This is a genomic window from Candidatus Avedoeria danica, from assembly GCA_016703025.1.
Classification (GTDB): domain Bacteria; phylum Chloroflexota; class Anaerolineae; order Epilineales; family Epilineaceae; genus Avedoeria; species Avedoeria danica.
Genome location: JADJCV010000001.1, coordinates 1 through 22,316 on the forward strand (window position 1 = coordinate 1; position 22,316 = coordinate 22,316).

The following is a 22,316-nucleotide window of genomic DNA, read 5'->3' on the forward strand; positions in this document are numbered from 1 at the left end:
GTTCCACGAGTCACTGCGATCCGCGATACCGGGTGGGGGAACGCCCGCGAAATCACAACCAGCCCAGGACCGAAAGTGATGATCCAGGCAAAGCACCTGGCTCGTTACTACGGTCCGAGCCCCGCTCTGCGCATCACGTTCGACGCCTACCGCGGCGAAATCGTCGGCTTCCTCGGACCGAACAGCGCCGGAAGACGACGACGATGCGCTCCTGACCGGCTATCTGCCGCCGACGAGCGGCCGCGCCCCTCGATCGCGGGCTTCGACATCATCGAGCAGTCGATGGAGGTGCGCCGGCACATCGGCTATCTGCCCGAGACGACCCCGCTCTACACGGACATGACGGTCTGGAGCTACTTGACTTCATGGCGCGCCTGCATGGCGTCGCCAACCGCAACTCGATGCGGTCAGGCGCGCCATGAGCCGGGTGAACCTCGACGACCGCGCCGACCAGGTGATCGGCCAGCTCGAAGGGCTGCGCCAGCGCGTCGGCATCGCTCAGGCGGTGCTGCATGATCCGCCCGTCGTCATCCTCGACGAGCCGACGATCGGCCTCGACCCGCGCCAGATCCAGGATGTCCGCAGCCTCATCCATGAGCTGAAGGCAACCACACCGTGATCATCTCGACGCACATCCTCTCGAGGCCGAGCAGCTGTGCGACCGCGTCCTGGTGATCAGCCGGGGCGAGATCGTGGCGGCGGCGTCGCCCGAGGAGCTGCAGAGCCAGCTGGCAGGGCGCAGGCGGTGCGGGTCGTCGTGGCGCCGAGCGTGGCGGCGCGCGAGGTCGAGAAGGCGCTGGCCGACGTCGAAGGCGTTGCCGGCGTGGCGCACGAAGGCGACGGGCGCTACCTCGTCAAGGCGACGGCCAAGGGCAACCCCGGGCCGGCATCGCCCAGACGATCGTCGGGCGCAGCTGGCCGCTGCTGGAGCTGACGCCGATGGGCATGTCGCTCGAGCGGATCTTCCTCGAGCTGACGGCCGATGCGGACGGGTCGACGAAACCGAAATCGCGAGACGGACACGGATGTGGAGAGAGGAGGACGGCGATGCGTAACCTCTGGACGATCGCGCGCGCGAGATCGCGTCGTACTTCACGTCGCCGGTCTTCTGGGTCGTCGCGACTGGTCTTCATGGTCTTCAGCGGCTTCCTGTTCGGCTTCATCCTGAACAGCCCGGGCCCAGCAAGCCGAGATGATGCAGCTCTTGGGCTTATACAGCACCGTGATGCTCTTCGCGGCGCCGGTGCTGTCGATGAAGCTTCTGGCCGAGGAGCAGCGGACGGGCACGCTCGAGGTGCTGATGACGGCGCCGGTGAACGACTGGCAGGTCGTCTGGGGGAAGTGTCGGCGCGATCTGCATGCCGTCGGGTTGACGTCGCTGACGCTGGCGCACGTCGCCATCCTGCTGCGCGTTACGCCGAGAAGGGCATGGACTGGGGGCCGCTGCTCGCCAGCTACCTGGGCATGTTCCTCCTGGGCGCGATGCTCCTTTCGCTCGGCGTGCTCACGTCGTCCTGACGCAGAAACCAGGCGATCGCCGCGTTCGTCGGGATCATGCTCAGCACGATCCTCTGGTTTCTCCCGCTCGTGAACCAGATCTTCCCAGCGGCGGATGGTTGGTGAAGTCGATCAGCGCATCGGCCTCTCCGATCACTTCAACAACTTCGGCCAGGGGTCATCGACCCGCGCGACGTCATCCACATGGTCACGTTCACGATCGGGTGCCTCTTCCTGGCCACCCGAATCCTCGAGTCCCGGAGGTGGCGCTAGATGCGTGAAGCTAAGCGCGGTCGCACCTGTCGCGGCCGTCGGCCTCGTCCTGATCGTCGGCGCGCTCGGCATGCGGCAGACGAACACCGGCCCCGATTGGCTGCCGCTGGCGATCGGCGCCGCCGGTATCGTCCTCTTGTTGGCGTATCCCCTCGGCCGAGCCGATGAGATGCGCACGGCGTTCGGGTCGCGCCAGGCGCGGTTCGGCGGCAACGCGCTCGTGCTGCTGGTGTCGGTCATCGGCATCCTCGTCGTGATCAACATTCTCGGCACGCAGCGATTCGTCAAGCTCGACACGACGACGAACCAGCGGTTCGCGATCTCGGGCCAGTCCAAGACGATCCTTGATGACCTGCGCGACCAGGGCCAGCAGATCAAGGTCACGGCGGTCATGGCGGCGGGCAGCCCGACGCTGGCCGACCTACGGCGGCTCATGGACAACTACGTCGCCTACGGCAACGCCGTCACCTTCGCGACCATCGACGCCGGGGCCGAACCGGAGCGGGCGCTCGCGCTGCAGGAGGCGATCCACCAGCCCCTGACCAACAACGAGGTTGTCGTCCGGATGGGCGACCGGCACGAGGTCGTGTACGCGTTCGACGAGAAGTCGATCACGGGGGCGATCATCAAGGTCACCCGTCCGCGGGAGAAGGTCGTGGCGTTCACGTCCGGCCCATGAGTAGCCCGACGGGATCCGACCAGCGTTCCTACGCCGGGATCGCCCAATCCCTCGAGCGCGACGGCTGCAAGGTCGTCACCGTGCAGCTGGCGACGAGCGACACGCTCAGCGCCGACGTCATCGTCGTCGCGGGCGCACAGGAGCCGTTCAACAGCACCGAGCTCGAGCGCCTGGCCAGCTTCAGCGCCGGCGGCGGCGGCGTGCTCGCCCTCGCCGACCCGCAGGACAAGGCCGATCTCTCGCCGCTGCTGAACCGCTACGGCATGAGCCTCCGCAACGACCTCGTGCTCGATCCCGAGTGCCCTGCAGAGCCCCCGCCGTCCCGGTCATCTCGAAGGAAGGTTTCCAGTTCCACGAGATCACGAGCGACATGTCGAACCCGGAGCCCCTCCTCACCGTCCTCCCCGGCGCCCGGTCGATCGTCCTCCCGTCGACCGCTCCGTCCGGCACGACGACGTCGGCGTTGCTCCAAGACGAGCGACGCGGCGTGGGGCGAGACGGATCTGGCGGCCCTCGAGGTCGAGAATGCGCAGCCGACGAAGGACGACGTGGACGCCGCCGGCCCGCTCGACCTCGCCGTGGCCGGTGAGCCGGCGGCCGGTGCGGACGCGCCGCGGATGCAGGAACCCGGCGAATCGTCGTCATCGGCAGCGCCAGCTTGGTCGCGGATGCGATCCTCCAGCAGATCCAAGCCAGCGGCAACATCGTCCTCGTGCTGAACTCCATCAACTGGCTGGCGCAGGACGAGGAGTTGATGGGCATCCGGGCGACCGAGCCGGACGACCGTCCGCTCCGTGCGCCGCAGAGCCCGATCCTGATCTTCCTGGTCACCACGCTGCTGCTCCCGGCGATCGTCGCCGCGATCGGCTTCTACGTCTGGTGGCAGCGCCGCTAAAGGACGAGGACGATGAACCGACGACTGACGCTCATCCTGTTCCTGATCTTCGCCGCGATGGTCATCCTGGCCTACAGCCTGCGCAACGAGACCGGCAAGCAGGTTGGCCCGAACGCGCCGACGCCGACTCCGGGGCCGATCTGGGCGCTCGACGCCAAGGCGGTCTCGAAGGTCGAGGTGTCGGGCGCCGGCAACGCGTACACGCTGGCGCTGGTCGACGGCAAGTGGCAGGTCGACAACCTGCCGACGAACGACGAGGTCGCCGGCGTCGTCGAGCGGACGGCCAGTCCGTCCGTGCAGCGCACCCTGCCCGGCGGCCGCGACGCGACGAACTACGGCTTCGCCTCGCCGACCCTGACCGTGACGTTCACGGTGTCGGAAACGGCGCACACGCTCATCGTCGGCGATCCGCCGCTGACGAGCGAGAGCGACCGATACGTGATGGGCCAGGACGGCACGACGATCTATATCGTCAGCGGCTTCGATCTCGGCCAGCTCGAGGATTGGCTGACGACCCCGCCCCTCGCCCCGACGCCGACGGCCGCTGCCCCGACGACGACGGGATCGACAACGGGATCGACAGCGGGATCGACAGCGGGCACGCCGGCTGCGGACACCGGACTCGGGGACACGTCCGCACTGACGGACACGACCGCGCTGACGGACACCGCCCCAATCGGCCTGCCCGGCATGGCGACCATCGTCGCGTTGCCGACCACGCCCGGTCTGCCCACCGAGCCCGCGATTCCGACCGCCACCGAATAGGTCGACAGCATGGCGCCTGAAGACGGCCCGTCCCGCGAACGACGCCGCGCCCCCGGCGCTGCCGGCACCCGGCTGCCGTTCGCCCGACGGGCCGCCGCCGTGCTCTTGCTGGCGTGGGCGCTTGCCCTCGTCCGGACGGCGCCGGCGGCGGCGCACAGCGAGACCGTCGAAAGCAAGCCCGCCCCGGGCGATGCCGTCCTTCCTGCGCCGACGACGGTCACCGTGCGGTACACGGATCCGCTCGGTCCGGAGAGCACGATCAGCGTCGTCGACGACACATTCGCCGAGGTCACCGAGGGCCCGACCCGGGTGGACGCCGATGACCCGCACGCGATGTCCGTCGCCCTGCTGCACGACCTTCCGCTCGGTGCTTGCACCGTCGCCTGGACGGCCCACGACGCGCCGACGGGCACAAGACGTCAGGCAGCTACACGTTCAGCGTCGGTGACGTGGCGGCGGCGTCGCAACCATCGGGCACGGCAGGGCAGACGATCCTCGTCCTCGTGGCGCTGACCGTGGCGGTGCTCAGCGTTGCGACCGTCGCGCGGCGCCGCGCCCGACCGACGCCGGCCGCGATGCTGGCGGCTCTGGCGTTGCGACGGCCGTCGCAAGCGTCGCCACCAGCTGTTCCGACGATTCGACCGGCCCGACGGCGAGCGCGACCGTGACGGACGGCGCGCAAGTGGCTCGTCCGCCGGCGACGGGCCAGCCGCGGCGTCGTCAACGGCGCCGCGGACGCACTGCGGGCGTTCCGATCCAGATCTCGATCGCGGCGAGCGACCTGGCGGTCGGCGAGGACAGGTTTGCGTTCGCCGTCCTTGGCGTCGACAACGGCTCCTCCCCGACGTCGACGCCACGGCGACGTTCTTTCGACTGGAAGGCGAGTCGGCCGAGGAGACGGACACCGTCCCGGCGACGTACTACGCCTCGCGGCTGCGAGGCCGGCACGTACGTGGCGCTGACGCGCTTCGACCGCGCCGGGCCGTGGGGGGTCCAGATCAGCGGCACGCTGCCGGATGGCCGGGCCGTTGCGCCCAACCGGGTACGGTTCGAGGTCGCCAGCCGGCCCCGCTCGCCGGCGGTGGGCGACATGGCGCCGCCGACGGCGAACCGGACGCTGGCCACCGTCCCGGACATCGCCGCGCTGACGAGCGATCCGATGCCCGACCCCGAGCCCGATGCCATGACCGTCGATGAGGCCGTCGCCAGCGCAACCGACGGTCGTCGTCTTTGCGACGCCCGGCTACTGAATCGCGCATCTGCACGCCCGTCATCGACGAGGTGAAGGCGGTGGCCGCGGCGTGGCGCGGCCGGGTGAACGTCATCCACCTCGAGGTCTACAAGTCAGTTCAACCCGCTCGTCCTGGCGGACGAGATGGATGCCTGGGGTCTCGAAACCGAGCCAGGACGTTTGTGTTGACGGGCGATGGCCACGTCGCCGCCCGGCTCGAGGGCAACGCTACGCAGGCCGAGCTCGTTCCGCTGCTGGAACGCGTCACAGGAGGAGGGTAAGGTGGATCAGCTGACAGGGACCCGACTCCGATCGCGCTTTGTTTCGCTCACACTGGCGACCGTTTCGCTCGGGCCGACGCTCGCCGTCGCCGGCTGCCGGTCCGACCCGCCGACGGTCACGCCGGTGCCGCCGACGGAGGACCCGTTCAGCCGGATCACCCCGTCGCCCGAGGCGCAGGCGATCTCGATCGAGATCAAGACATCCGTCATCAGGCCCGGTTCTCCGATCGCCTTGCGTTCGTGCTCAGAGGGACGACGGCGAGGTGATCGAGAACGGCAACGTCGAGACGACGTTCTATCGCCAAGCGACAGCGGCCCGCAGCGGACCGCCAACGGCCCGGCGCTCTTCTTCGGACGGGGCTGACCGGCGGCGGGCGATGGGTGACGTACACGGACTTCGACGCTTCCGGCCCGTGGTCGGTCGACGTGGCGGTCCAGCTGATGGACGGCACGCAGGGCATCGCCCGGGCCGACTTCCAGGTGGCGGGGCGCACGAAATTGCCGGCGGCCAGGCAGCCGCCGCCCACCGGGGAGACGCCGTACGCCGAGGACGCCAGCGGGGTGGCGGCGCTCACGACCGATCCGAATCCGGCCAACGACCTCTACTACAAGCGCGTGTCCTCGGGCGTCGTCTCCGGCTATGCGACGGTCGTCCACTTCAGCTCGCCGGGCAACTGTCCGGAAGCGGAGTGCCGCGACGCCCTCGACCCGATCAAGCGCGCCGCAACCGCGTGGAAGCTCGGCGCCAACTTCATCCACATCGAATCACGCGATCCCGCCGACCCGAGCCAGATGTCGGCCACGGCCAAGGACTGGGGCCTGACCACGGACCCGTGGACGTTCATCTTCGACACGCAAGGCTTCCTGTCGGCGCGGGTCGAAGGGCCGTTGGCGGTGGATGAGCTGAACCTCCTGACCCGCCGGGCTTCGGGGATGGACGAGTCGACGAACGCGCCGTGAGGGCGTGACCGTGCCGGCCAACGCGGCGTCCCGGGACGCCGCGTTGGCCGGCTTCGTTCTTATGGGCACCCCGGCATCTGCGCCGCGATCGTGCGGTAGACCTCGGCCAGCTCGGCGCCGGTCAGCGCCAGGAAGACGCGGGCGGGATCACCCGCCACGGCCTCGAGCTGCGCGCGGTCGACGTCGGCGCCAAAGCCGATCGCGTAGACCTCGATCCCGTGCGCCCGGCGCGCTTCGTCCGCTGCGGCGGCGGCGCGCTCCGGCGCCTCGACCTGGCGGCCATCCGACAGCACGACGATGACCGGCTTGGCCGTTGGCCGGCGTCCCTCGGCCAGCACGCCCGTCGCCGCCTCGAGCCCGCGGTCGATCCGCGTGCCGGAGCGTGTCGTCAGGCCGGTCAGGCCGGCGTCGAGCATTGCGCGGTCGCTTGAGAGCGGCACGGCGACGCGCGCCTCGGTGGCGAAGTCGACGAGCGCCACGCGGTCCGTGCCGTCCGCCAAGCCGACGACGTCCAGGAAGGCGCGGATGCTGCTCACGGCCGTCGCCAGCCCGCCGTCGGCCATCGAGTTCGAGACGTCGACGACGAGCACGATGTCCTGTCGCGCCTTCTGCGGCCAGCACATGGGATCGAGCCGCGAACGGCAGGTAGACGCGCACGGTCTCGGGCGTCGCGGGTGGAGGTGGGCGAAGCGGCGGGCGGCGGGGTGGACGTGGCCGGCGACGTGGCCGTCGCCGGCGGGCCGACGACCTCGACGGACAGCGACGGAACGGTACGCGCTGCGGCTGGCCCCAGCCATCGACGAACTCGGCGAACGTGCCGTCCGTGACGGGCCACGTGCCGGCGGCCCGCGGCTTGAGGCGGGCCGAGAACAGGGACGGCGCGTCGAGCGAGGCGTGCGACCACGTCATGTTCGGCGCCAGCCACGATCCGGCGGCCGAGAGGCTGCCGGGCTCGACGTCCATCGTCGCCGGGACGGCGCTGGTGAGCGTGAAGCCGGTGGCCAGGAGATCCGGGACGCCGTAGCGGACCATCCGGCGGTGGGCGGCGTACGTGCCGTTCATGACGTCCTCGTCCGAGCTGGCCAGGTCGGACGCGCCGAAGCTCGTGATCGCGATGATCGTCACCCCGGATAGCCGGATCTGGGCGGCCGTGTCCTCGGCCGGCGGGATCCCGGCGCACTGGCCAGGGAAGAACTCGTTGGCGGCGCTGCAGTACGCGGCGCGGTCCAGGACCATCACCTTGCGGCGCGAGCCGCTGGTGTCGAACAGTTCGGCTGCCTCTTCCATGGCGTCCTTGAGCCGCGGTCGAATGGTCGGCGCGGCCGGCGTGAAGCGTTGGATGTCCTCGACGGCGCGCATGTAGGCGCTTCGATCGCCGGTCAGCGGCAGGTCGAGGGCCGTCGTGTTGTAGTAGCTGACGAGGCCGATCCGGTGGCGGCTGAAGTCGAGGCGTGCGGCCAACAGCTTGAGCTCGGTGATCGTCGTCGCGGACGGATCCGCCCCTTGCTGCAGCTCGGAGAGGTACGGCACGACGACGACGATGTCGGCCGGCTCTTCGCCGATGCCGCAGCGCCCGTCGAGGGTGTAGGTGACGGTGGTCGAGGCGCCGAGCGGCATAGACAGCGGATCTGCCGCTGTATGGCCGCGGAACGTGCACGTGCGGTCCTCGGGCACGGCCAGTGCGTCGGGATCGGCGGACGGCTCGAAGACGCTGATCAGGCTGGACTGGCCGTCGGCCACGTAGACCCGGCCGGCGCTGTCGACCGTGAGGTCGGTCAGCGTCGTCGGGTCGGAGAAGCCAGCGGGCGGGCGTCGAAGCGGGCGGTGACGGTGCCGTCGTCCGCGTAGCGCTCGATGTAACCGGGCTCGCGCAGGACGAACACGGACCCCAGCGGATCCGCGGGTCCGTCACCGGCCGGGTAGCACCGCCCGGGCCGCCGCTGACGGAGCGGGCGTCGAAGGCGACGGGGACGTTCAGCAGCGACGTGCCGTCGGCCGCGTACACCCGCACGATGTCGGCCAGATCGTCCAGGACGTACACCCGGCCGTCCGGGCCGACTTCCATGTCCGTGTACGGGTTGCCCTTGCCGTCGTCGGGCAGGTCCCACTCCGGCTTGATCTGGCGGCCGTCGGGCGCGTAGCGGACGATCCGGACATCGTACGTGCGGGTCTGCGGCGTCAGGTCGCTGCGGACGACGAGGAGTTCGCCGCTGACCGGGTTGAAGCTGATCGCCGGCACTTCGATCTGCTGAAACGACGACGCGAGCTGGTCGGTCCAGACGCTCTCGATGATCCGCTCCGTGCCCTCGCGCCCACGCTTCTCGACGGTCTTGAAGCGGCCGATGCCGCCGTCGACCTTGGGCTGGCCCTGTCCCTGGCGGGTGATCTTCAGGTAGTAGCCGTACACCTCGCCCAGCGTCTCGGTCCCGACGCCCAGGATGACGCTGAAGAACTCGAAGTCGGTCGAGAAGTCCCCCACCTGGGTGTCCTTGGCGGCGGTGGCGAGCTGCTTGCCGTCCGTGTCGAAGAACCGGAACTGGGACGACTGGTCCTGGACGAACACGACGCCGGGCGCGGGCATCGAGATGGACTCCGGCGAGAAGAGCACCGGGTTCGCCGAATCCTCGTTCGACGCGGCCTGCCAGACCGTCTTCACCTGCCGCAGCTCGTTGTCCTCGAAGGACACGACGACCGGGCTCGTCTTCAGGTCCTGGCGCTTCTGGCCGCAGTTGCCGGTGTTGGGGTTCGAGACGGCCAGCGCGAAGTACTGCTGGGTGTCGGCGCGCAGGCGCGGCAGCGTCACGGTCTCGCGGCAGATCGTCTTCTTGTTCGCGCTCGCCGCGATGGCGAACGCGACGTCCCGCTCCGTGACGACGCACGCGCCGGCGGCCTCGCCGAGGAAGACGCTGTCGCCGCCGAGCGCGTTCACGCGCGTGGCGCGGCACGACGTCGCCCTGGGTGTACTTGGGGTTGCGGAGGTCATATACCTGCCGCAGCGCCAGCGGCGGGCGCGCCGCCGGCCACGGCGTCGGCGGCGGCGACGTCGAAGAGCTGCGCCCGCAGGCCGTTCTTGTCGCCGACGGCCACGACCGCGCCGTCCGGGCTGACCGCCAGGTCCGTCGTGCTCGTGAGCTGGCCGTCGTCCAGGCCGCGCACGCCGAAGCGCCACCTGGCCTGCCCGGTCGCACCGTCGATCGCCACGATCTGCGTCGTCTCGCGGTCGAGGATGTACACCGTGCCGTCGCCGGCGGCGGCGATGCTCTCGGCCGGGACCTTCTCCCACTGGCCGATGTAGGTGCCGTCGAGCCCATAGATCACGACGCGGTCGACGGCCGTGTCGAGGACGTAGACGCGCTCCGTCGACGGATCCGCCGGCGCCGGTCCGACGGCCAGCGGGCCGACGCGTCCGAGCTGCTGCGGGAAGCCGCCGGTGACGCCGAACGGCGGCAGGAACTCGCCGGACGGCAGCAGGCGGTGGACGCCGGCGACACCCGGGTCGGCGATGAAGACGTGGCCGTCGCGCGAGACGTCGAGGTCGGACGGACTCTGGAAGAGGCCCTCGGACGCGTTGTCGCGCCGGGGCCATTGATCGACCATCTGATAGGCGGTCAGGCCGGTCTGCGCGCGCGTCGGCGCGGCGCCGGCGGCCGCAGCCAGGCCGCCCGCGGCCGCGAGGGTGGCGACGGCGGGCATGAGGAAGCGACGGAGCATCGGGACTTCTCCTGTGGGCAGGGGATGATGTCGGGGGCGATGGGGTGGTGAGGGGTGGGGCGGTTGGGGAGGGGGCGGGGGCATTGACGATGTCGAACAGATGTACCACAATCGCCGGCGTTCGGGCAGCGTTGATGGCACAGCCATTCTGCGCCAAGCGATTCAGTCGCCGTTGAGGAGCGGATCGTTACCTGACATGCTTACCCTGACATGCTTACCCTGACATGCGCACCCTGACCCTTGCCGCCGCCCGGCGCATCGCCTTGGCGGCCCAGGGCTTCGCGGACCCCCTGCCGTCCGGCCGCCCCGACGTGCGCCACCTGCGCCGCGTCGTCGACCGGGTGGCGGCGGTTCAGCTGGACAGCGTGAACGTGTTCGCCCGGGCGCACCACATGCCGTTCGCCAGCCGGCTCGGCTGGCCGGCGCCGAGGATCGTCGACCGCCACATGAACGAGACCGGCGAGCTGTTCGAGTACTGGGGCCACATGGCGTCCAGCATGCCGGTGGCGATGCAGCCGCTGTTTCGGTGGAAGATGGACCAGGCGTGGCCGTGGAAACGGATCGATCAGATCGAGGTCGACCGCCCTGGGTTCGTCGAGCGGACGTTCGACTTCGTCGCGGCCAACGGGCCGCTGACGATCAAGGACCTGGACGACGTCGGGACGCGCGACGACGGGTGGTGGCGGTCGGAAGGCCGTGTCGTCCTGGAGTGGTTGTTTGCCAAGGGGCGCCTGACGGCGTGGCGCCGCCCCGACTTCACCCGCGTGTACGACGTGCCGGAGCGGCGTCTTCCCGCCACCGTGCTGGCGATGCCGACGCCCGATCCTGTCGATGCCCGTCGCGCGCTCGTCGCCATCGCCGCCCGCAGCCTGGGGGTGTTCACGCTGGGCGACGCGGCGGACTACTGGCGTTTCTTGCGTGCCGAAACCGCGGCGCGGCTGGCCGAGCTCGAGCGGAGCGGCGAGGTCGAGCGGGTTGCCGTCGAGGGCTGGTGCGAACCGACGTGGCTTGCGGTTGGCGCTGCCGAGCCGCGCCGCATCCGCGCCCGCGCGCTGCTGTCCCCGTTCGACCCGCTCGTCTGGTACCGCCCGCGGGCGCAGCGGCTGTTTGACTTCGCGTACCTGATCGAGATCTATGTGCCTGAGGCCAAGCGCGTCCACGGGTATTACGTGCTGCCGTTCCTGCTGGGCGAGGATCTGGTGGCGCGGGTCGACGTCAAGGCGGATCGGTCCGCGGGGCGGCTGCTGGTGCGGTCGGCATGGCTCGAGCCGGGTTATGACGCGGAGCACGTGGCGCGTGAACTGGCGGAGGTGCTGCGCGAGGCGGCGGCGGGGGTGGGGGCGGGGGAGGTCGTCGTCGAGGACAAGGGGGATCTGGCGGGGGCGTTAGGGCGGGCGGCGGGATGATCTCACGAGTTTTCGTGCTACACTGATTCTCGTGGAGGTGCTGATGGATGCCCAGAATGTGACGGTATCGCTGCCAAGGGATGTTCTGCTCAGGGTCAAGGTCATCGCCGCGCAGCGACGGACGTCGGTGTCGAGCCTGCTGACCGATGCGTTGGAGCAGCTCGTCGCCCGCGAGGATGCGTTTGTGCGAGGGCGCCGGCATCACCTGGCGGCGCTGGAGGCGCCAGCAGACCTCGGGACGAACGGTGTGATCCACGCAACCCGCGACGAACTTCATGCGCGAGGATGATCCGCGCACCTTTGTGGACACGAACATCCTCATCTACGCCCATGATCGATCGGCCGGGCACAAGCACGAGGTCGCCCGCGATCTGATCCGCTCGCTGTGGGACAGCGGCCGGGGCTGCTTAAGCGTTCAAGTGCTCCAGGAGTTCTACGTCAACATCACCCGCAAGGTGCCTCACCCGCTCAACGTTGCAGAGGCGGCCGACATCGTCTCCGATCTTTCCACGTGGGACGTCCATACGCCGACCGCGGCCGACGTGCTCGACGCGATACGTCTGGCAGAGCGCTACGGGATTACCTTTTGGGACGCGATGATCCTGGTCAGCGCGCAGTCGCTCGGCTGCGAAGTCGTGTGGTCGGAAGATCTCAACGCCAGCCAACGATATGGGAGCGTCCAGGTGCTGAACCCGCTAGCGGGCTGAGGTCACCCAACACCGTGGCGACCGTGAGCTGGGTCGCAATCCCGGCGCCGAGCGACGTGCCCGCAGTGCGACCGAGGACGGCGGCCGACGATGCCGGCCACCGCCGTCCTGAATTGGCCGAGCGCCGCCATGGGGCGGCACGACATTACGGCGCCCGCTCCGCGCCCTGAGGCGGCAGTTCGAGCGGATCGTCCGGGTGAGCCGCGTCCCACAGGACCGGCATCCCCGCGAAGGCCACCTTCAAGACCGTCGCCGGGTTCCTGAACGCCCCGTACGGAGGCAACCTCCTCATCGGTGTCGCTGACGACGGCACCCTGCACGGCCTCGAAACCGACTACGCCACGTTCTCCAAGCGCGGCCAGCGCGGCGACCGCGACCTCTTCGGCCAGCACCTCCAGAACCTCATCGTCGGCCGCCTCGGCGATGCCGCCGCCTCCCTCGTATCGTGGGAGTTCCACACGATGGACGGCCAGGACCTCTGCCGCGTCAGCGTCGAACCGGCCGACTTCCCGGTATACGAGGGCACAGGGGAGGACGACCGGACGCTCTGGTGGCGATACCCAGCGGGCACGAAGGCCGTGACGGATGGGGAGGAGGCGCGTCGGATCGTGCGGAGGAGGTTCGGGGTGGGTGTGGAGCGGTAGGATGGTTCGTGTCGCGGCCTGTCGTCACGCGCGGCCCGCGCCGCACACCTGTCCCGTATCAGCAAGTCACGGCCGGACCACGGACGGCAGGAAGAGGGGTCTGCACGGACCCACTGGATACATGCGACAGATGAGTCCTGAATCGTCGATGAACGGATTCCGGTTGCCCTGCATGTCGCGTCGCCCGATGATGTCATTGCGACGTCGTTCGCGCCCGTCCACCTGATCTTGTAGCGCCCATCGGACGAGCGTGCTGAGCCGGCCATAGCGTACGATCTCATCGAAGGGCGGGCCGCCGCTGCTCTCCGGCACGTTTTCGCCGAGCTGCAACTTTGGCTCATCGTCGCACGCCCCTGCCGACGGCATGACCGCGCTGGTCGGCCCGCCGTCGTAGCGCACGTCCATATAGAACAGCGCCCTGGCGATGTCGCCGCGGCGCTCGATCCACACTTCGAAGACGTCCCGGCCGTCGGCGTCCTCACCGCGCTGGTTCTGATTCGGGGAGGGCGTGCCTGACGGCATCGGTGTGCAGTCATGGTGACAGTCATCGAACGGGTGGTTCGAGTGACCAGAGCTGCCGTTCGCGATCGGGTGCGCAGCGAAGAGGTGATGGGCGTCCGAGAGGGGAACATTGCACGCCCCCTCCTCGGCGAATCCGCGCGACGACGGCCAGACGTGCTCAATGTCCCAGGGCCGCCGCGGAGTGCCGATCTTGGCGACCTTGTTCATACTCTCGCCGAAGTAGATGTCGATCACGTTCTCCGGAGTCGCGGGATCTTCTTCCGTTTCCGTGAGGATGCGTGTCGCCACGGTTTCCGGTGCCCCCCTCCTCATGTGACCGCTCGCCGCGCACGAGTGCACGCGAGCGTGCAGCGCGTTACCGCGGAGCGCCGCCCCAATCACGCACGGTGTCGCAGTAGGCGACGGTGTTGGCATCGGGGGCTGTGCGCGCACGGACGCATGCCGCCGCGCAGCGACCGTCGCGAGTGCGACAAGGAGGCTGATGACGACGAGCGCGAATTGTGCGACGGCCGTTCTGGGGGGCGGCATGCGTCGGCGACGATACATCGCCCTCTTGACGTCGGCAAGCCCTTGCCCCTATGGCGTCCAACAGCCTGAAATTGGGTCGATGCTCACGTGAGCATCCTTTCCCGCGGTCCGGCGCCGTCCTTCAGTTCCGGCCGACGATACCATCCACACCACATCATCACGGACTCGACAACGCCAAGCTAGCGGGCGACCGCCGGCGGTTCCACCGCTGCCGGTGCGTCTTCGTCCGTCCGCGGCATGTCGTGTGTACGCACCGCGTTGGCGCTCCCCTTCAGATCGCCCTGGCCGAAAGTGGTCGCTTCGGTACCGAGTTCCCCGAAGTGGTTGATCTCGGTCGTCCCGCCCTGTACGCCGCGCCGGCGGCCGATCGTCGTCAGACCGCTCGAGCTCTTCTTGCGGACCTTGCCCCTAATCGGTGCTTCTTTGGCGCCCATGATCTCCACTCCATTCGCGGCATCGAACTCCTATCATCCCCCCTCTGCACGGACCGCGTAATCGGCCATTGTCCCGATGCCGCGTCGGCGCTGTCCTACACGTCGTGTGCGGACGATCGGCGGGCGGGTCGCGGGCAGGAGGGCGTGGATTGGGTGGACGAGGCGCTGTCGGGAGCGGGCGGATGGCCCGCGCTACTGCAAGCTGAACGGCGGATACTCGTCCGTCACGAGCAGGAAGGCGTAGGCGGACACGCGCATCCACCAGCGCGCGACGCCGACGACGAAGTCGAACAGCGGGCGCGGGTAGCGGCCGGTGAAGAGGATCGCGAACCAGGCGATGATCACCGCGACGAAGGCGGCGAGCGAGAGAAAGATCAGCACGATGTAGTGCGGGATCGCCAGCAGCCACTTCACCAGGGCCAGCCAGGGATTCAGCTCCAGCTCCACGTTCGGGTAGTCGACGTCCAGGTGGACGGACTGCGCCTCGACGGTGGACGGGTACACGTCGGTGAGCAGGGCCATGTACGCCCCGACCCGATTCCCGAAGCGCGCCAGCTCGAGCTGGAAGTCGAACCACCAGCGCGGATAGTGCTTGCGAAAGGCGATCATCAACGCCGTGGCGATCGTGAGCTGGGCCGCGATCCCGGCGCCCGCCGACCGCGCCGTCCGGATGATCTCGCCCCCATCCCGGAACCGCCTCGACGGTTTCCGGTCTGGCCGCCCCCGCGATCAGGCCGAAGATGATGAGGATGGGGATGGCCCAGATGATCCGGAAGAAGGTGGTCATCCGGTCCAGGCTTTCGGGATAGTCGACGTCGAAGCGAGCGGCATACGGGGCGGACTCGGGCACGATGCGCCTCCAGGTTGGGATCGATTGGCGGGCGAACTTGTACCAGCGACGATGCGGAAGGACAAGGATGCCGGTGGACAAGGCGACGGCCGTCGACGTTTGCGCCGAGCGACGTGCTCGCTGCGTGCCCGAGGACGGCGGCGGCAATGTGGGCCGCCGCCGTCCTCGCGTGGCCGAGTGCCGCCGTCGTGTGGCGGCACGACATTACGCCGCCGGTTCTGCGACCTGCAGCGGCAGATCGAGCGGATCCTCCGGGTGTGCCGCATCCCACAGGGCCTTGTAGCCGGCGTCGTCCAAGCCGATGTTCCCGCGGTTGGCGATCTCGCCGACGTAGCGGTCGAGGGCCGCGAGGCCGGTTGCAAGCTCCCGGTCGACGACGATCGCCATATGGATGTGGCCGTCGCGGCGGATCGCGGGGCGGAACCGGCCGATACCGTCGACCTCGACCGGGACCCCGCTGCGGCCGTACTGCAGCAGGACCTCGTGCAGCTCGCGCAGGACCATGAGCATCTGGCCGTGCTTGAACCCGGTCCGTCCGGCCAGCAGCTGGGCCAGCTCGACGGTGGTGGCCGTACGGCTATAGACGAGCCGCGGGCCGTGGACGTGGAACGCCTCCAAGAACGACGCCATCGTGAGACCTCCTTCAAGGGCGGGTGCCGGCGCGTGCCGGCGGTTGAATCGATGGCGCACAGCGTACGGGGTGGTAGAGGGGTGTGAACGGCGCTTGGCCGCCGCGTGGCCGCTGATTGCCCGACGCTGGGGGGGCGGGAGCGGATCGCTTGGGGGAATCGGCGAGGTCGCTGAAGCGAATCGCGGGAATCACCGGAGGGAATCGGGGGATTCGCTCGAGGGACGCGCGCGAAGGCCCCCAATAGGCGACAACTTAAGGCGAACCATCAATCCGCTGCCCGGCCCCACCCGACCGTGAACGGCCGGGCGGACGGCGGTCTCGAACATCCCGAACAATTACACAACTTTCATCAGCCGTTGATTTGTCGCGGCGCTCTCAATGGCCTGACCACACGGCCGCGTCACGCCGAGTCGGCATAGGCGTCGGTTCGCCCTACAACCGTTAATCGGCCGCAGCCCGCACGACTGTGTCGTCGTCGAGATCGAGAACCGCTGCCGCGGGTTACCGTGGCAACTCCAGATCGGACCGTTTTCGCGGCGCGACCTGCGCCCCAGGTGCCGGGGGCGCAGCTGGCTCGGCTGTCGGCACTCCATCCGTCGATGGACTTTCGCCAGCGCCTTCCGCGACGGCGCCCCCCTGCAGATCCCCCTGCCCGAACGTGCTCGTCTCGGTCCCGAGTTCCCCGTAGTGGTTGATCTCGGTCGTCGCGCCTTGGACGCCTCTCCTGCGGCCGATCGTCGTGTGCCCGCTCGAACTCTTCTTGCGAACCTTGCCGGTGATCGGGGCTTCTTTCGCGGGCATGTTCTGCTCTCCTGTCGCATGCCCGCCGACCGCGGACTTCGTAATCGAACCCCCATCATCTTCACGCGCATCCGGCCGCGGTATCGGCGATCGCCCCGACGCCGTGTCGGCGCCGTCCTACGCGGCGCCGCCAGTGCATTGTTGGGCCGGTTTGACTGGCGCGCGTGCTGACTGGCGCACGCGCAGACGTGCATGCCATCATGCGCCGCAACGCGCGCCGCGTGCGTATCGCGGCGCATGCTCCCATCCCACCACGCACGCAACTGGAGGCCCGCTCGTGATCCGCTCGACCGCCCGCTATCGGACGATGTCCTGCGCCGCTCTGTCCGCCCTGGCCCTGGCAGCCGTCGCGGGCTGTGCCGTCAGCCCGGAGAGCGGCGGCACACTCTCACGTGAGGAATTCCTGAAGCAGGGCAACACGATCTGCGCAGAGGGCAACGCGGAGGTCGCCGCCGCAGTGCCCGAGTCCGAGGTCCCAGGGCCGCCTTCCGGCCCGGAAGGCGAGGCGTTCTTCCAGACGATCGTAACGGTCAGCAAGAAGCAAATGGACGGGGTGGAGGCCCTCAAGGCGCCGGCGGACCTCAAGCCCGAGGTGGACTCCATCCTCAGCGACGCTCGCGCGATCCTGGCCGATATCGAAGCGAAGGGGAGTGAGGAGCTGTTCGCCTCCGAAGAGGATCCATTCGCGGCGGTGAACGAGCGGCTCAAGGCGATCGGGCTCACGGAGTGCGCCGAGGAGCCGGCGGAGTAGGCGCGGCGATCCGGACCGCCCGGCCGGGGCCGGCGGCCGAAGGCATCAGGCCGCCGCCTCGGCCGGCGTCGAAGCTCCCGCCGCGCCGGCCGTGTCGTAGGCGCTGAGCGCCCGGTACGCCCGGGTCCGCATCGCCCCGACCGTCACGGCCAGGCCGAGGCAGCCGACGACGACGAACACGAGCCGAGGCCGCGGTCGGGACCCGTCCCGAACCACGGCCCGAGCTGCGCCACGCCGGCGCCGGTCGTCATGTACGGGATGAACACGAACTCGGCGATCGGGCCGATGAGGAACGCCGTGATCGGCGTGGCGGCCTGCTCGACGCTCTGCGCGAACCCGAACACCCGTCCCTGGCGCTCGGGCGAGACGACCTTCTGGAGGATCGTCTGCTCGGCCGCCTCGGCGACCGGCGCCAGGCTGAGCCAGACGAACATCCCAGCGGTCAGCAGGACGATCGAGGCCCGCAACGGGAAGGCGATGCACGCCGCCCACATGGCGATGTTGGCGGCGAACAGCGCGCGCAGCGGGCGGGCGCCGAGGCCGAACCGCGCCACCGCGATGCCGCCGACGATGAACGCAACGCTCAGCCCACCCCAGAGCGCGCCCCAGACCTGGACCGAGACGAGCAGCAGCCCGTAGGCGTCCATGAGCGCCATGAAGACGCCGCCCAGGAAGTTGTTGAACGTCTGGAAGAAGATGAGGCCGAACAAGCCGGGCACGGCCCGGACGGCCGCGATCGTGCCGCGCAGGTCGATGCCTGGCCGGGCGGGCACCTCGGGTACGACCTCGACGGCGGCGTGGATGACAGATGGGTGAATGGCTGGGGGCACGACGTCGCCCGCAGCTGCGTCGGCCGGCGGCACGTCCGGGATCGTCAGGTGGACGAGATCCGCCACGACGAGCGCCGTCAGCCCGATCGCCAGGACGAGCATCCACGTCACGCCGAGGTAGCCGATCGCCAGGCCGCTGAAGATCGACGCGGCCAGGAACGCGACGCCGTTCGCCGTTCCGACGAGGCCGTTCGCCCGGTCGCGCATGTCCGCGGGGACGAGCGTCGTCACGAGCGTCGAGAGCGTGATCCCGCGCAGGTTGCCGGCGATCGCCCCGATCAGGGTGCACAGGACGAATGCCCAGAGCGGCCAGTTGGCCGCGCTGCGAAAGGCGGACGGCGGATGGCCGGCGTAGACGCCCGCCGCGACGGAATAGAGGGCGAGCGACGCGAGGCTGGAGGCGAGCATCGCCGCCTTCTTGGGATAGCGGTCCACGATCGTCCCGAGCGCGAAGCCGGACAGGGCGACGGTGACGGTGTAGATCCCGGCCATGACGGACGTGGCGATGACGGATCGCGTCTCGAGGTAGACCCAGAACGTGACGGCGAACCAGACGAACGTGTTGACGACCGAGGCGACGAGGGAGTTGGCGAGGATGCGGTGGAAGAGCGACATGGCGGTGCTCGCGGGAGAGGCTGAGAGGGGAGAGGCGGGATGCGAAGCGTGGTGTGAGCGGGCGAAGCGAGGATAGAACGGATGTTCCATGCGGTCAAGCGAATCCAACGTTGTCGCGACCGCACGAAGGGACAATCCTGTGCGAAACGACGCCGCCCATCCGTGCGTAGGTCGTCGGAGTGCACCGCCGCCTTCATCGCCACGAGGACCCCACGATGATCGACCTGCCCCCGCCGCTACGGTCCGAACCCCAGTCTGGCGCCGACGACGCGATGGATCGGCATTTGGCCTTCGTCGCGGGCGCCGTGATGGCCCTCTCTTCCCTGCGCTCCGATCCCATTCGACAGATCGGCGCCGGGATCTTCACCGTCGTCCTGGTGGGATTGGGCGTCTGGGCGCTCGTTGCGGCGCGCCGAACTGCGCGGTACGGCTTCGAGCACGGTCCGTTCGGCTTCCGGAACCCGAAGCCGAACGCCGAGTGGCGGCCGTGGTCGGTGGTCGATACCGTGCGAGTGAGGCGCGGCGAGGTCGTCCTGCTCGACGACGCCGGGCGGCGGATGGCGGGGTTTTCCATCGTTGTGGAAGGGTTTCAGGATGCGCTGGACGAAGTGATGGCCGCGTGCCCGTCTGCGGTGCCCGTCCCGCCGCTCCCGGTCACGTTCGACGGACGCGCAGCCAGGGGCGGCCGGATCCGATGGGTTGCCGGCGTGCTGAGCGCCCTTGTGTTCGCGGTCGGCGGCGGGTTGCTCGCATCGTACGGCGGGGCCCCCGGCGCCCTCGCGGCCTTCGCGGTCGTGACGATCGGCGTCCTGGCGGGCCTCGCGCCGCTGGCGTACGCGGGCTATCGCAAGTCACGCGATGCGATCATCGAGACGACCGTCGATGCTGCGGGCATCACGATCCGCACTCGGGAGGACGATCTCCGGATCGAGCGTGAGGCGGTCCGCGACGTCCGGGTCGTCTGGGGCGACCCGGACTGGCGGGAGCGGCGGGCGCGGCAGCGGTGGTGGGAGCGGCGGGAGCGGCAGGAGCCGGGCTACCGCGTCGTCGTCCGGGACCGCGCCGCGACGCTCGTGACGATCGCCCCGCCGTCCGTCGACGCGGTGGCGCTGTATGCGGCGGTCAGGGCGATGCGGGCGGCGAACGGCGACAGGTAGGATCAACAGGTAGGAGCACAAGTAACATCGGGTCGTGGCATGCCCGACGACCGCGACACAGGAAGCACCACCATGACGCCCAAGCCCGTAACCCCGCTGCCGACCAAGCGCTGGATCGACGTCCCGCCGCAGACGCTCGTCGTCCGCGCCGTGTCCGTCAGCGCGATCGCCTTCGCAGCCATCCTGGCTGCCACGTGGGTCATCGCCACATTGCTGCAGGCCAAGGGCGCGACCGTCGATCCTTGGACCGTGCTGGGCAACGTGTCCGCCGCCGCCGCCGTCTCGATCACGATCGGCGGCGGCCTCCTGCTGTGGGCGCAGCTCGTCCAGTCGCACCGCGAGCGATCGCGGGCGGCGTTCACGGAGGCGTTCATGCTGCTCATGCAGGACGAGCAGATCGAGGCGCGCCGGTGGGTGTACGGCCTGCCGGACGATGTCGCGGCGGCGCATGCCGAGATCATCGAGACCGATGACAACCGCGCCCGGTACAAGCGGGTCGTCAACGCCTTGGACTACCTCGGCTTCCTCGTCGCGTTCCATCCCGGCGCGGACGATGAGGTGATCCGGTGGACGAGCCCGATCGTCCGCAAAACGTGGGCGAAGCTCGGGCCGGTGATCGACGACGAGGCGCGGCGGCGGGAGGAGCCGGACTACTACGCCGCCGCCCGCGCGCTGGCGGCGCGGTGCGCGGCGCGGGATCGGCCGGTGGGGGGCGAGGTGGCAGCCGGGAGGTGGGTGGAGGGGGCGTTGTAGTGGGCCGGAAGGTCGATTCGCGACCGGCCCTGAGCGGATCGTATGACCTCCGCTCGATCACCCGTCCCCGATCACGTCCTCGCGCATGTCCGCCACGATGATCTCCGCCAGCTCCTCGGGTGTTTGGCCCGGTGCGAGCGTCAGACCATCCCGCGCTTGTGCGTGGCCAAGAAGTACTTCTCGAAGGCGAGCTTGGCCCAGTGCGCCTCGGGGCCGGGGATCAACCACGCGTGCCCGCGCGGCTCGAGCAGGTGGTCGGAGGTCGCGATGATCCCCGTGTTGCCCGCGTCGAGGACGCACTTGGCGTCGATGGCGCCCGGAGAGAGGCTCACCTTGGGGTGGCCCTCGATGTCGGCGACGATGTTGTGGACCACCACCTTCGCCATTTCCTCCGAGAGGTAGCCGGTCTTCGGCACGCCGCAAGGGACCTCGGTCGGGCCCGGCGGATCGACCTGCACGGCGACGCCGGCGGCGTAGACCTCGGGGTACTTCTCGGTCTGGTACGTCTCCTTCACCTTCACGAACCCCGCGGCGGTGGTGACGTCGGCGCACGCGCGTACCGCGTCGACGCCGAGGAAAGACGGCGCGAACATCGCGAACGAGTGCTTGAGCACCTGCCCGTCGGAGAGCTCGACTTCGCCGCGCCGGAACTCCTTCACGCCCACGTTGGTGATGCCGGTGATGTGCAGGTTCTTGAAGAACCACTCCGTCATCTTCGTGCCGGGGCCGAAGCCGCCGATGCCGAAGTGGGCGAGGAACGGCTCGGCGGTGACGAAGGTGAGCGGCGCCTTGTCGGTGATGCCGTGCTTCTTCAGCTGGTGCGCAAAGTTGAACAGGAATTCGTAGGCGGCGCCGAAACAGCCGGTGCCTTGCGCGCCGCCGATGACGACAGGGCCGGGGTTCTCCAGGAACGCGTCGAAGGCGACCTTGGCGCGCTCGGCGGCGTCGATCGAGAAGATGGACTGAACGTTGCCTTCCTCGGGGGTGAAGCCGGGGATCGCGGCGTAGTTGAGCTTCGGGCCGGTGGCGATGACGAGGTAGTCGTACTCGAGCTTCTGGCCCTGCTTCGTCTCCACCCGCTTCTCGGGCAGGTCGAGCAGGACAGCCTCGTCGTGAACGAAGTGCACGCCCTTCTTCTCGAAGACCGGCTGGAGCGGGAACATGATGTCCGCGCGCGTGCGCAGGCCGAACGGCACCCAGATCATGGACGGCATGAACAGGAAGTCCGCCGCCTTCGAGACCACGGTGACGTCGACCTCATCGGCCAGCTTGTTCTTGAGCTCGATGGCCGCGGTCATCCCCGCGAAGCTGCCGCCCAACACCACGATCCTCTTCGACATGCAGAGCCTCCGTTTCTTGAGCGGCTGACCTTACGTTGAACGCAGGGGGCGCGCA

The 22,316-nt window shown here is 69.3% G+C and carries 25 protein-coding genes and 2 pseudogenes; 16 read left to right on the forward strand and 11 right to left on the reverse strand.

Annotated features, from left to right (window positions below):
- Positions 1 to 403: 403 nt before the first annotated feature.
- Together IPG72_00005 and IPG72_00010 are read left to right on the forward strand one after the other, a co-directional pair.
- Positions 404 to 619: pseudogene (locus IPG72_00005) on the forward strand (ATP-binding cassette domain-containing protein).
- Positions 620 to 745: 126 nt separating this feature from the next.
- A complete protein-coding gene (locus IPG72_00010) occupies positions 746 to 934 on the forward strand; it encodes a hypothetical protein (GenBank protein MBK6767434.1) in 189 nt (62 codons plus the stop codon).
- Between the two features lie 158 nt (positions 935 to 1,092).
- Here the strand turns inward: IPG72_00010 and IPG72_00015 are convergent, their stop codons facing one another.
- Entirely contained in the window at positions 1,093 to 1,401 is a 309-nt protein-coding gene (locus tag IPG72_00015) for a hypothetical protein (protein MBK6767435.1), read from the reverse strand.
- A 373-nt stretch (positions 1,402 to 1,774) separates the two neighbouring features.
- On the opposite strand from IPG72_00015, the gene IPG72_00020 reads away from it, so the two are divergent.
- The 6 genes from IPG72_00020 (at position 1,775) to IPG72_00045 (ending at position 5,394) form a co-directional block, all read left to right on the forward strand.
- Complete coding sequence (locus IPG72_00020; protein MBK6767436.1) at positions 1,775 to 2,449, forward strand: Gldg family protein; 675 nt, start codon at positions 1,775 to 1,777, stop codon at positions 2,447 to 2,449.
- Positions 2,446 to 3,168, forward strand: coding sequence for a Gldg family protein (locus IPG72_00025; GenBank protein MBK6767437.1), 723 nt, complete (start codon positions 2,446 to 2,448; stop codon positions 3,166 to 3,168). Before IPG72_00020 ends, IPG72_00025 begins: the two co-directional genes overlap by 4 nt.
- A complete protein-coding gene (locus IPG72_00030; GenBank protein MBK6767438.1) occupies positions 3,162 to 3,344 on the forward strand; it encodes a hypothetical protein in 183 nt (60 codons plus the stop codon). Before IPG72_00025 ends, IPG72_00030 begins: the two co-directional genes overlap by 7 nt.
- A gap of 12 nt (positions 3,345 to 3,356) precedes the next feature.
- Positions 3,357 to 4,109 (forward strand): DUF4340 domain-containing protein, encoded by a 753-nt coding sequence (locus tag IPG72_00035; GenBank protein ID MBK6767439.1) that lies wholly within the window; start codon positions 3,357 to 3,359, stop codon positions 4,107 to 4,109.
- A gap of 9 nt (positions 4,110 to 4,118) precedes the next feature.
- Positions 4,119 to 4,622: a copper resistance protein CopC gene (locus IPG72_00040; protein MBK6767440.1), complete on the forward strand. Its 504-nt coding sequence runs from the start codon at positions 4,119 to 4,121 to the stop codon at positions 4,620 to 4,622.
- Positions 4,623 to 5,061: 439 nt separating this feature from the next.
- On the forward strand, positions 5,062 to 5,394 hold the full coding sequence (locus IPG72_00045) for a hypothetical protein (GenBank protein MBK6767441.1): 333 nt from the start codon (positions 5,062 to 5,064) through the stop codon (positions 5,392 to 5,394).
- Positions 5,395 to 5,627: 233 nt separating this feature from the next.
- On the opposite strand, the gene IPG72_00050 is transcribed toward IPG72_00045, so the two are convergent.
- Positions 5,628 to 5,831: a hypothetical protein gene (locus tag IPG72_00050; protein MBK6767442.1), complete on the reverse strand. Its 204-nt coding sequence runs from the start codon at positions 5,829 to 5,831 to the stop codon at positions 5,628 to 5,630.
- A gap of 171 nt (positions 5,832 to 6,002) precedes the next feature.
- On the opposite strand from IPG72_00050, the gene IPG72_00055 reads away from it, so the two are divergent.
- Positions 6,003 to 6,581, forward strand: a complete 579-nt coding sequence (locus tag IPG72_00055) for a hypothetical protein (GenBank protein ID MBK6767443.1) — start codon at positions 6,003 to 6,005, stop codon at positions 6,579 to 6,581.
- Positions 6,582 to 6,640: 59 nt separating this feature from the next.
- Here the strand turns inward: IPG72_00055 and IPG72_00060 are convergent, their stop codons facing one another.
- The 3 genes from IPG72_00060 to IPG72_00070 are packed head-to-tail and all read right to left on the reverse strand — an operon-like array spanning position 6,641 to position 10,292.
- Positions 6,641 to 7,204 (reverse strand): VWA domain-containing protein, encoded by a 564-nt coding sequence (locus tag IPG72_00060; protein ID MBK6767444.1) that lies wholly within the window; start codon positions 7,202 to 7,204, stop codon positions 6,641 to 6,643.
- The gene (locus tag IPG72_00065) at positions 7,114 to 9,510 is read right to left on the reverse strand and encodes a hypothetical protein (protein ID MBK6767445.1); all 2,397 of its coding nucleotides are present in this window, start codon (positions 9,508 to 9,510) and stop codon (positions 7,114 to 7,116) included. Before IPG72_00065 ends, IPG72_00060 begins: the two co-directional genes overlap by 91 nt.
- Before the next feature lie 50 nt (positions 9,511 to 9,560).
- Positions 9,561 to 10,292 carry a hypothetical protein gene (locus IPG72_00070; protein ID MBK6767446.1) on the reverse strand — a complete coding sequence of 244 codons (732 nt, stop codon included), beginning with the start codon at positions 10,290 to 10,292 and terminating at the stop codon, positions 9,561 to 9,563.
- Positions 10,293 to 10,516: 224 nt separating this feature from the next.
- On the opposite strand from IPG72_00070, the gene IPG72_00075 reads away from it, so the two are divergent.
- The 4 genes from IPG72_00075 (at position 10,517) to IPG72_00090 (ending at position 13,049) form a co-directional block, all read left to right on the forward strand.
- Complete coding sequence (locus tag IPG72_00075; protein MBK6767447.1) at positions 10,517 to 11,698, forward strand: YcaQ family DNA glycosylase; 1,182 nt, start codon at positions 10,517 to 10,519, stop codon at positions 11,696 to 11,698.
- A 43-nt stretch (positions 11,699 to 11,741) separates the two neighbouring features.
- Complete coding sequence (locus IPG72_00080; GenBank protein MBK6767448.1) at positions 11,742 to 11,987, forward strand: CopG family transcriptional regulator; 246 nt, start codon at positions 11,742 to 11,744, stop codon at positions 11,985 to 11,987.
- On the forward strand, positions 11,974 to 12,405 hold the full coding sequence (locus IPG72_00085; GenBank protein ID MBK6767449.1) for a PIN domain-containing protein: 432 nt from the start codon (positions 11,974 to 11,976) through the stop codon (positions 12,403 to 12,405). The genes IPG72_00080 and IPG72_00085 overlap by 14 nt, the downstream gene beginning before the upstream one ends.
- Before the next feature lie 221 nt (positions 12,406 to 12,626).
- Positions 12,627 to 13,049: an ATP-binding protein gene (locus IPG72_00090; protein ID MBK6767450.1), complete on the forward strand. Its 423-nt coding sequence runs from the start codon at positions 12,627 to 12,629 to the stop codon at positions 13,047 to 13,049.
- 66 nt (positions 13,050 to 13,115) lie between these two features.
- On the opposite strand, the gene IPG72_00095 is transcribed toward IPG72_00090, so the two are convergent.
- The 4 genes from IPG72_00095 to IPG72_00110 form a co-directional block, all read right to left on the reverse strand.
- The gene (locus IPG72_00095; GenBank protein MBK6767451.1) at positions 13,116 to 13,859 is read right to left on the reverse strand and encodes an endonuclease; all 744 of its coding nucleotides are present in this window, start codon (positions 13,857 to 13,859) and stop codon (positions 13,116 to 13,118) included.
- A gap of 419 nt (positions 13,860 to 14,278) precedes the next feature.
- On the reverse strand, positions 14,279 to 14,533 hold the full coding sequence (locus tag IPG72_00100) for a hypothetical protein (GenBank protein ID MBK6767452.1): 255 nt from the start codon (positions 14,531 to 14,533) through the stop codon (positions 14,279 to 14,281).
- A gap of 192 nt (positions 14,534 to 14,725) precedes the next feature.
- Positions 14,726 to 15,142, reverse strand: coding sequence for a DUF4389 domain-containing protein (locus IPG72_00105; GenBank protein ID MBK6767453.1), 417 nt, complete (start codon positions 15,140 to 15,142; stop codon positions 14,726 to 14,728).
- A 445-nt stretch (positions 15,143 to 15,587) separates the two neighbouring features.
- On the reverse strand, positions 15,588 to 16,013 hold the full coding sequence (locus IPG72_00110) for a hypothetical protein (GenBank protein ID MBK6767454.1): 426 nt from the start codon (positions 16,011 to 16,013) through the stop codon (positions 15,588 to 15,590).
- A gap of 1,079 nt (positions 16,014 to 17,092) precedes the next feature.
- On the opposite strand from IPG72_00110, the gene IPG72_00115 reads away from it, so the two are divergent.
- Positions 17,093 to 17,566 carry a hypothetical protein gene (locus IPG72_00115; GenBank protein MBK6767455.1) on the forward strand — a complete coding sequence of 158 codons (474 nt, stop codon included), beginning with the start codon at positions 17,093 to 17,095 and terminating at the stop codon, positions 17,564 to 17,566.
- A gap of 45 nt (positions 17,567 to 17,611) precedes the next feature.
- Here the strand turns inward: IPG72_00115 and IPG72_00120 are convergent.
- A pseudogene (locus IPG72_00120) lies at positions 17,612 to 19,011 on the reverse strand (MFS transporter).
- Positions 19,012 to 19,226: 215 nt separating this feature from the next.
- On the opposite strand from IPG72_00120, the gene IPG72_00125 reads away from it, so the two are divergent.
- Both IPG72_00125 and IPG72_00130 read left to right on the forward strand, forming a co-directional pair.
- Entirely contained in the window at positions 19,227 to 20,168 is a 942-nt protein-coding gene (locus IPG72_00125; protein ID MBK6767456.1) for a hypothetical protein, read from the forward strand.
- Positions 20,169 to 20,240: 72 nt separating this feature from the next.
- Positions 20,241 to 20,921 carry a hypothetical protein gene (locus IPG72_00130; protein MBK6767457.1) on the forward strand — a complete coding sequence of 227 codons (681 nt, stop codon included), beginning with the start codon at positions 20,241 to 20,243 and terminating at the stop codon, positions 20,919 to 20,921.
- A gap of 140 nt (positions 20,922 to 21,061) precedes the next feature.
- Here the strand turns inward: IPG72_00130 and IPG72_00135 are convergent, their stop codons facing one another.
- Positions 21,062 to 22,261 carry an FAD-dependent oxidoreductase gene (locus IPG72_00135; protein MBK6767458.1) on the reverse strand — a complete coding sequence of 400 codons (1,200 nt, stop codon included), beginning with the start codon at positions 22,259 to 22,261 and terminating at the stop codon, positions 21,062 to 21,064.
- Positions 22,262 to 22,316 lie beyond the last annotated feature (55 nt).